This is a genomic window from Robertmurraya sp. DFI.2.37 (genome assembly GCF_029211245.1).
Classification (GTDB): Bacteria; Bacillota; Bacilli; order Bacillales; family Cytobacillaceae; genus Robertmurraya; species Robertmurraya methanolica_A.
The window spans coordinates 281,169-289,333 of sequence record NZ_JARGEJ010000001.1; the positions used below are offsets into that span (position 1 = coordinate 281,169).

The window sequence follows — 8,165 nt, forward strand, 5'->3', positions numbered from 1 at the left end:
AAAGATGAATATAGTTTCTATTCTACAAAAGGGAAAAAAACCCTTCCTTCTTAATTAGAAAATGAAGAAGATTTGTTGAGAATGTTGAATCATATCGAATAAAATCCGTTCCTATTTAAGCCGTTTACATAATTCTGAACATTAACCATAGTGAACACGCAGTAAGCTCTTTTCCTAAATAGAGAAAAGAGCCTACACATAATCATTACTATTTTAGACAAACGTCCACGATTTAGCCCCGTCAAAAAAGACCTACTATATAGTTATAATAAATTTTTATGCAGCTTTAAACAAACAAATAAATGGTTAATACATCACTTTGACATAAAAAACCTACAAAAATGGATTTTCATCCTGTGCCTTTAAGCGATTCCATCTTCTTTCAATTTCTTTCTCAAAATTTGCAAGAAGTTCTTTGTTCTCTTCTTTTAATAAATGCTTAGTTTTTCCCATATATTTCAACCATTCAGTTAAAGGGATCGTCTTTTTCCTTGTTTCAGGATTATACGTAATCGTTGTTTCCCCTTGTTCCACTTCGTATAGTGGGAAGAAATTACAATTTACCGCTGCTTCCATAATCGTATTTCCATAGCGATCTTCGGATTTCCAGTTTAAAGGACAAGTAATTAAAATTTTTCCGTATACGGTCCCAACATTTTGTGCGTACCACTGAGCTTTTGCTGCTTTCTTCACAAGATCCTGAGGAAATGCTTCAGTCCCAGTAAAAACATATGGAATATTTGTCGATGCCATAATTTGTGCTGTATCCTTATGGTGGAACGCCTTGCCTTGTTGTCCTTTGCCGACATTGGTTGTACTTGTCATATTGCCAATTGGAGTTGAATAGGACATTTGAGAACCGGTGTTCATATAACCTTCGTTATCATATTCAAGAATGATCAGTTTATGATTACGAAGTGCCGTTCCAATCGCTGAACCCATTCCAATATCCATACCACCATCACCAGTAACCATAACAAATGTGACATCATCAGATACTTGAACCTCTCCTCGCTCCTTTAATTCTAAAAAAGCTTCCAATGTACCAGAAAGAGTCGCTGCACCATTTTGAAATAAATTGTGAATCGTCGTTTGCTTATGGGAAGAATACGGGTATGCAGTTGTCGTCACATAGGCACAGCCAGTTTGGAATAAAACAACAACATCACCCTCTATCCCTTTAAAAAACAATTCCAGCCCACCAAAAATACCACAACCTGGACAAGCTCCATGCCCTGACGCAATTCGCTTTGGTTTTGAAGTCAAGGCCCTTAACGGTGGAATTTTAACCTTTAATTTCTTTGTTTCCTCATCTTGTGTTACTTCAATAAGCCCCGATTTGTACACATCTCCATGCTGCGGCTCGATCACTGATTTCAAGGCATTTTCAGCTTTACCTGATACTTGTCCATAATAATCGAATGGTTCTTCGGCGTAGCCTCTTTCCATAGCTTCCAACGCCATTCCGAAGAAATTTTCTGCGTCATCAGCATAAAAGTCTTTTCCTCCTAGACCAAAAACCCTGCTTAAAACAATTGTTTTATTTTCTTTATCATCTTGTAGTGCAGATTTAACCTCATGGGTTAAATTTGGACCGTTCGCACCGTAAGAGTCTGCTCTTTCTCCAACAAGTAAGGCTTTGACATTTTTCAATGCATTTCTAATTGCTGCAGAAGGAAATGGTCTAATCATATTCGGACTAATGACACCAGCTTTTATTCCTTGCATGCGCAATTTATCAACGACATCCTTGGCAGATTCTGCCGCAGAATTTAAGAGGAATAAAGCAACCTCAGCATCTTCCATTTTATATAAATCAAGAACAGGGTAATCACGGCCGGAAATTTTTGCATATTCCGCTGCTACTTCTTCAAACACTTCAGCAGCTGCATACATTGCTTCTGATTGTTGATAATGATTGTTTGTTAAATCTTCCCCGTTCATATGAGCTCCAATTGTTACTGGCTTTCGCGGATCTCTAGCAAAGTGATAATCCGTTGGACATTGCCCCACAAAGCTTTGCACAACATTGCGATCTTTGAAATAGCTTACTTTCCGCTTCTGGTGAGAGGTAAAGAAGCCATCATATGCCACTATAACAGGAAGGCGTACTTTAGAATGTTCCGCAATTTTTAATGCCATAATGTTCATATCATAAACAGCTTGAGGAGTTCTTGCTGTTAAAATGACCCACCCTGTATTTAATGCATAATAAAGGTCTGAATGATCACCACGAATATCTAACGGGCCGCTAATCGAGCGCGTTACTAGATTCATTACCATAGGAAAGCGCGTCCCTGACTGAACGGGTAGCTGCTCGAGCATATACATAAATCCATTTGCACTTGTAGCATTAAAGACCCTTGCTCCAGTTACCGCTGCACCATAGCAAATTCCTGCTGAACCGTGCTCTCCATCAGCTGCAATTAGCTTAATATCATGTTCTCCTCGAGCCTTCATTTGATCTAAATATTGTGCTACTTCGGTGGATGGTGTAATCGGAAAATACCCCATAATATGATAATTAATTTGAGCAGCTGCCATCGCTGCCATTTCATTTCCTGATTCAAAGGTCATAAGTTGTTCTGCCTTCGTCTCACTTAACTCAGTTTCTAATATCGACATTAGGAAACACCTCCTGCTACAAATGGGAAGTTATGCTTCACTTGATGCTCTTCTGCAAAACCGATTTTCTCCCTGATTTCTTTTAAAGCTGACGTTGGACATGCTTCCACACACTTTAAACAACCTTTACAAAATTGATAATCAATTCCCTTCAGAAACATTTGCTTTCTCCCTCGTTTGTCTTCTCCCTCTTCCCAGACAAAGCAATAATCGGGACAAACATTGTCACACGCCGCACAGTGAATGCATTCTTCACGGTTTAATTCCGGCAAAAATCCTTGCCTTGAGCCACTTAAATCTTTTAATACACTATTTCCTTGAGCAGCAATGACTCCACCAATAGCTTGAGTCTCATAGCCTAATAATGGCTCAGGTCTGCTAAATGTTTTGCCGATCGCATTTGCCGGAGTTTCAAATGTACGGAACTGCACCTCTTGATAGCCTCGATCAAAAGTGCGAATATTGGGCTCAACTAAATGGGGATATTTTTTTTCAAATGTTTTGCGAATAACTGATTTCATTGCATCTGGATCTAAAAAATCACAAATGCGAAAAAGTGCACCTAACATTGCTGTATTGACTTTTGTCCGTTCTTCAACAGCAATACCGAGGGCATCAACAATCGCTAACGTACCATACTCAATTTGTAAATCTTCCTTTATAGCTGAAAAATCTCTTGTTGAATTTACGAGCACGATTCCATCCGAGGCAAGGCCGCTGACAACATCTACTGTTTTGTAGAGCGCTTCATGAAACACGCCAATCACATGAGGCTGTTCAATCGGACTGTGATCTCGAATTTCAACCTCTTCATCGCAAAAACGGATGAAGCTTTTTACCGGGGAACCTTTCTTTTCGGAACCATAGGATGAAAAGTTTGAACCATTTAATCCTAGACCAAGTACACCAGCTTCGGCTAACATTTTTCCTGCCAGATTTGCTCCTAATCCACCGATTGATTCTAGACGTATTTCAAAAAAACCTAACAAATTTTTTTTCGGTAAAATAGACATAATCTCCCTCCCTATACGTACTGTATGAATAGTGTTTAATTTTTTTTATCCCCAATTATTAGTTTAGAGTAATTCATTTTTGCAAGCTGTGATAAAAATCAAACATATGCATAAAAAATTTGAAACAGTTAAAAAAATCTATATACACAAAGGATAAACGTTATATAACAGATTTAGTTTTGTATTATAACAGAATTGTTCGATGTCTAACAAAAGCGTTGTGTTTCATGCCCATCCTTATGTAAACGATCAAGGGAGAGCATCTAAAGCTTGTGTCGCACTAGGGCCCGTCGCAAATAGACAAATCAAAAGAAATATCCACCACAATGAAGTCGACTATTGCCTAAAACGAAAAAAGTCGCATCTAAATTAGATGCGACTCAAACTATTAAAGTACATTTCTATTTCAATTGATTTCTTGAACTATTTCAGCTTTTTTCATGAGTTTAACGAACAACATTTTATAAATCCTCAATGATAATGTAAGTTGCTTTAATTGGGCCATGAACACCAACTACTAAAATCATTTCAATATCCGCTGAATTACTCGGTCCGGTAATGAAGTTCACACATGATGCTACTTGCTCACCGTTCTTAACTTTTTCACGTATAATTTTCGCAGCTTGTGTCATTCGCGGTACGATGCTGCTCTTCGGAACAAGAATAATTGAAGTTGCCGGTAAAAAGCTAACTGTTCTGCCCCGATCCTTGTTGCTGAAAAGAACAGCAGTTCCAGATTCAGCTAATGTAATATCACTGATCGTAATTCCCACATTAGCATGGTTGGCCTTTTCAATATTTTCCGCGCCTTTTGTATAGTCCCATTCATGGAGAGAAATTCCTTTTGCCGCCCACACTTCCTTCATTAAAGCCGAAAGTCCAAATTGGGCAAATCGCTCGTCCCTCCAAGATACGATTGGGCCTCCACCATAACCTTCTACAACTTTATTTAGCGCGGAAGGGAGAGTATTCGTATCTGCGAGGACAAAATTCGTATGAATGTTTTTGCATTGCTCCCTTAAAACTTCTACAAGCTGATCCTGAGAAGCATCTTTCAGAACCTCCTCTTGAGGATTGTAGTTCCATTCAGGTTTCGCAACTTCAGTCCGTCTTTCACGTCCAAGACGACTCGCTAATTTATTTAAAAAAGCATCGCGATTTTGGATTGTTCCAATCATGAGTGTCCCCCTCCTTTTGAGCGATTCTTGAACCAATCACGGAATCGTTCTTTGTTTGGCGTTGGGAAATCGCGAATTTCAGTCCAAGCCTTTAATGGGCCAGGTCCCTTCGAGATTTTCTCCCCGTCAGAAAAAGGATTCATCGCGGCTGGTGCCATTTTTGAGCCAATTTTATATAGTGCCGGTGTTGAGGCACCAATCCCAAATGCTTTCATTAAGAGTTTTTCTGAAATAGGGGCTCTCCCCTCTTTTTCAACGATCACTTGGCGATGCTTATGAAGAAGATCATGTAACGGAATCTTAACCGGACAAGCTTCGGTACAAGCACCACAAAGAGTAGATGCATATGGTAATTCCTTATAATCATCATATCCACCTAATAAAGGTGACAAAACAGCACCAACTGGTCCTGAATAAATGGATCCGTATGAATGCCCGCCAACATGGCGATAAACTGGACAGACGTTGACGCAAGCTGCACAACGGATACATTGAAGAATCGATTGAAATTCTCCTCCTAATATTTCAGAACGTCCATTGTCAACTATGACAAGATGAAACTCCTCAGGTCCATCAACATCTCCTTCATCCTTCGTTCCTGTTAAAGTCGTAATGTAGCTAGTAAGTTTTTGCCCCACCGCACTCCGAGTTAACAGGCTAACAAGAACTTCCATTTCTTCAAATGTAGGTACTAACCGCTCCATCCCCATCACTGTAATTTGTGTTTTTGGCAATGCTGCAACTAAATCAGCATTTCCCTCATTCGTTACTAATGTAACAGATCCTGTCTCTGCAACCGCAAAGTTACAGCCTGTAATTCCCACATCTGCTGATAAATACTCTTGACGTAATTTTTCACGTGCATGCAGTGCCAATTCTTCTGGCTGATCAGAATTTTGATACCCATGCTTTTCTTTAAATACATCCCGTATTTGTTGTCTATTTTTATGGAGTGCCGGCACAACAATATGTGAAGGTGGTTCGTGATCATCAACTTGAAGAATATATTCCCCAAGGTCAGTCTCAATGACATCACAGCCTATCTTCTCAAGACAAGCGTTCAAGTTGATTTCCTCTGTAACCATAGATTTCGATTTGACTATTTTTTTCGCATTCTTTTTCTCTATTACTTTTTCAATATATTCAGTTGCTTCTTCTGCCGTCTCTGCAAAAAAAACATGACCTCCACGCTTCGAAACACTTTCGCTTAGCTCATATAAATAATAATCAATATTATCTAACACATGCTGACGAATTTCTTCACCATGTGAACGCCATTCTTCCCAATTTCCTAACTCTTCAGCAGCGCTTAATCTTCGAGATTGGAAACGTTCCTGCGCACTTGAAACAGCTCCACGCATAAAAGCATCTTGAATACCTTTATCAACTCTTTCCCCAAACTTTTCATTGCTCGTTTTCATTGCCATATGCTATTCCCCCTTTTGTCGATGTTCGTTTTTCACTACTTTTACATGCTCATCGACTATTAAGAACCTCCGCTATATGCATTACCCGGACCGGCTTTCCTTTTCGGTCAATTCTTCCACCAATATTCATTAAACAACCTGCATCAGCACCAATTAGAATATCTGCCTCTGTTTCTTCAACACATTGAACTTTTTCATCTACCATCTGTTCTGAAATGTGCGTCATTTTAACAGAAAATGTTCCTCCAAAACCACAGCATTTGTCTTTCGAAGGCAATTCAGTAAATTCAAGACCCTCGACATTTTTCAACAATTCCATCGGAGCTTCTTTTACACCTAGCAATCTAGTCATATGACAAGATGTATGATAAGTAGCTTTGCCTTTAAGACTTGCCCCAACATTTTTTACTCCCAACACTTCAACAATAAATTGAGTTAACTCATATGTTTTGTCTGCTAGCGCTTGTGCTTTTGCCTCCCAAATTGGGTCACCTTTAAAAATATGCGGATACTCTTTAAAAAAATAAGCGCATGAACCAGATGGGGAAACGACATATTCAGCATGCTCAAATGCTTCAATCATTTTTTTCATTGCTGGTTTCGTATCCTCAACATAGCCGCTATTATAAGCTGGCTGCCCACAACAAATTTGCGATTCAGGAAAATCGATTTCACAGCCTAAACGTTCTAGTAACTCTACAGTTGCCTTTCCAACATCTCCTTGAAACATATCTACTAAACAAGTAGCAAAAAGGGTTACTTTCATTATCCCCGCTCCTTAAAAAACTTTTTTTGAAATTCTACCTTCAGTCAACCGGTCATCTGATGACTAAAAACTGGAAGATTCAATTTCTGTTATTTTTATACTACTACAAATAATTGCAATAATGAAAGAGTTTTCATCAAAAAAATAATTATGGAAAATATATCCTCACTTAATCTTACCTATTAAAAATAGGGCCTATTCCAATACGAGAATAAGCCCTGTTTTATTAGTGAATTTTCTTTTCCTCAAAATATTTTTGGAGAATGTCCTCCACATTATCAAGATGTGAAAGCATCGCTTTTCTTGCACCGTCTTCATTTTTTTCCAAAATCGCTTTATAAATAGCAACATGCTGCTCGTAAAGTTTTTCACTTGTTGTTTGCTTTGAAAATAACCATAATCTGCGTGTTTCCTTCTGCGTCTCAAACATAAGCTCAGAAACTTGCGCCATCAATCCTGATAAAATTGGATTATGTGCAGCCTCTGATAAAGCTAAATGAAATTTAAAATCTGCCTGTTCCCCTAATTCTCCATCCCCTTTGACATTTTTCATTTCCTCTAAAACTTGTTCCATTGCTTTTAAATCTTCCTTCGTGCGCTTTCGTGCTGCCGCAGCAGACGTACCTGCTTCAATAACTTTTCTAACCTCTAGAAGATTGGCGATATCTTCCTTATTCATGAGAATCGCTGTTGATAAAGGAAATGTAATTTGTTTAGCTTCAAAGCTTTTTATAAACGTTCCTTCTCCCTGCCTCATCTCTACAAGACCTATTGCTTTTAATGCAGAAAGCGCTTCACGTATTGCTGAACGTCCTACTTGAAAATTTTCTGCAAGTTGTTGGACGGAATCAAGTCTATCCCCAGGGCTAAGCTCACCTGTTCGAATCATTTCATGAAGTGCTTCCGCTACTTCTTCATAAATTTTTTTTGGCTTTATTTGTTTATATTTCAAGTATGTCCACCTCATCTAATCCCTTTGTCCATCGTAAGACATAGCTATATTATACTCGAACCTTTCTTTAGTTAATACTCAACTTTCGCAGACCAAATCAGGCAGGTAAGCCCTAATATAACCGGGTAAACCTGTAACCCATTGTGATAGTTGATTTTTAAGTAATTGCTGTGTTTGTTTATTCGTTTTCTTCAAGACATCTTG

6 protein-coding genes are annotated in these 8,165 nt (G+C 38.6%); all 6 read right to left on the reverse strand.

The genetic code is table 11. The annotated features are described in order from the left end of the window. Positions 1–333: 333 nt before the first annotated feature. The 6 genes from PZE06_RS01385 to PZE06_RS01410 all read right to left on the reverse strand — a co-directional run bounded on the left by PZE06_RS01385 (position 334) and on the right by PZE06_RS01410 (position 7,961). Complete coding sequence (locus tag PZE06_RS01385) at positions 334–2,625, reverse strand: thiamine pyrophosphate-dependent enzyme (protein ID WP_150913057.1); 2,292 nt, start codon at positions 2,623–2,625, stop codon at positions 334–336. Beyond that, positions 2,625–3,638, reverse strand: coding sequence for a 2-oxoacid:acceptor oxidoreductase family protein (locus tag PZE06_RS01390; RefSeq protein ID WP_150913055.1), 1,014 nt, complete (start codon positions 3,636–3,638; stop codon positions 2,625–2,627). Before PZE06_RS01390 ends, PZE06_RS01385 begins: the two co-directional genes overlap by 1 nt. A 461-nt stretch (positions 3,639–4,099) precedes the next feature. Then, positions 4,100–4,816, reverse strand: a complete 717-nt coding sequence (locus PZE06_RS01395; RefSeq protein WP_150913053.1) for a LutC/YkgG family protein — start codon at positions 4,814–4,816, stop codon at positions 4,100–4,102. Continuing rightward, a complete protein-coding gene (locus PZE06_RS01400; protein ID WP_150913051.1) occupies positions 4,813–6,243 on the reverse strand; it encodes a LutB/LldF family L-lactate oxidation iron-sulfur protein in 1,431 nt (476 codons plus the stop codon). Before PZE06_RS01400 ends, PZE06_RS01395 begins: the two co-directional genes overlap by 4 nt. A gap of 49 nt (positions 6,244–6,292) precedes the next feature. Then, the gene (locus tag PZE06_RS01405; RefSeq protein WP_150913049.1) at positions 6,293–7,009 is read right to left on the reverse strand and encodes a (Fe-S)-binding protein; all 717 of its coding nucleotides are present in this window, start codon (positions 7,007–7,009) and stop codon (positions 6,293–6,295) included. A gap of 226 nt (positions 7,010–7,235) precedes the next feature. Beyond that, positions 7,236–7,961, reverse strand: a complete 726-nt coding sequence (locus PZE06_RS01410; protein WP_150913047.1) for a FadR/GntR family transcriptional regulator — start codon at positions 7,959–7,961, stop codon at positions 7,236–7,238. Positions 7,962–8,165 lie beyond the last annotated feature (204 nt).

Excerpts from the sequence above, each read along its gene's own strand:
- PZE06_RS01385 (WP_150913057.1), bottom strand. The coding sequence starts at position 2,625 with ATGTCGATATTAGAAACTGAGTTAAGTGAGACGAAGGCAGAACAACTT.
- PZE06_RS01405 (WP_150913049.1), bottom strand. The coding sequence starts at position 7,009 with ATGAAAGTAACCCTTTTTGCTACTTGTTTAGTAGATATGTTTCAAGGA.
- PZE06_RS01390 (WP_150913055.1), bottom strand. The coding sequence starts at position 3,638 with ATGTCTATTTTACCGAAAAAAAATTTGTTAGGTTTTTTTGAAATACGT.
- PZE06_RS01400 (WP_150913051.1), bottom strand. The coding sequence starts at position 6,243 with ATGGCAATGAAAACGAGCAATGAAAAGTTTGGGGAAAGAGTTGATAAA.
- PZE06_RS01395 (WP_150913053.1), bottom strand. The coding sequence starts at position 4,816 with ATGATTGGAACAATCCAAAATCGCGATGCTTTTTTAAATAAATTAGCG.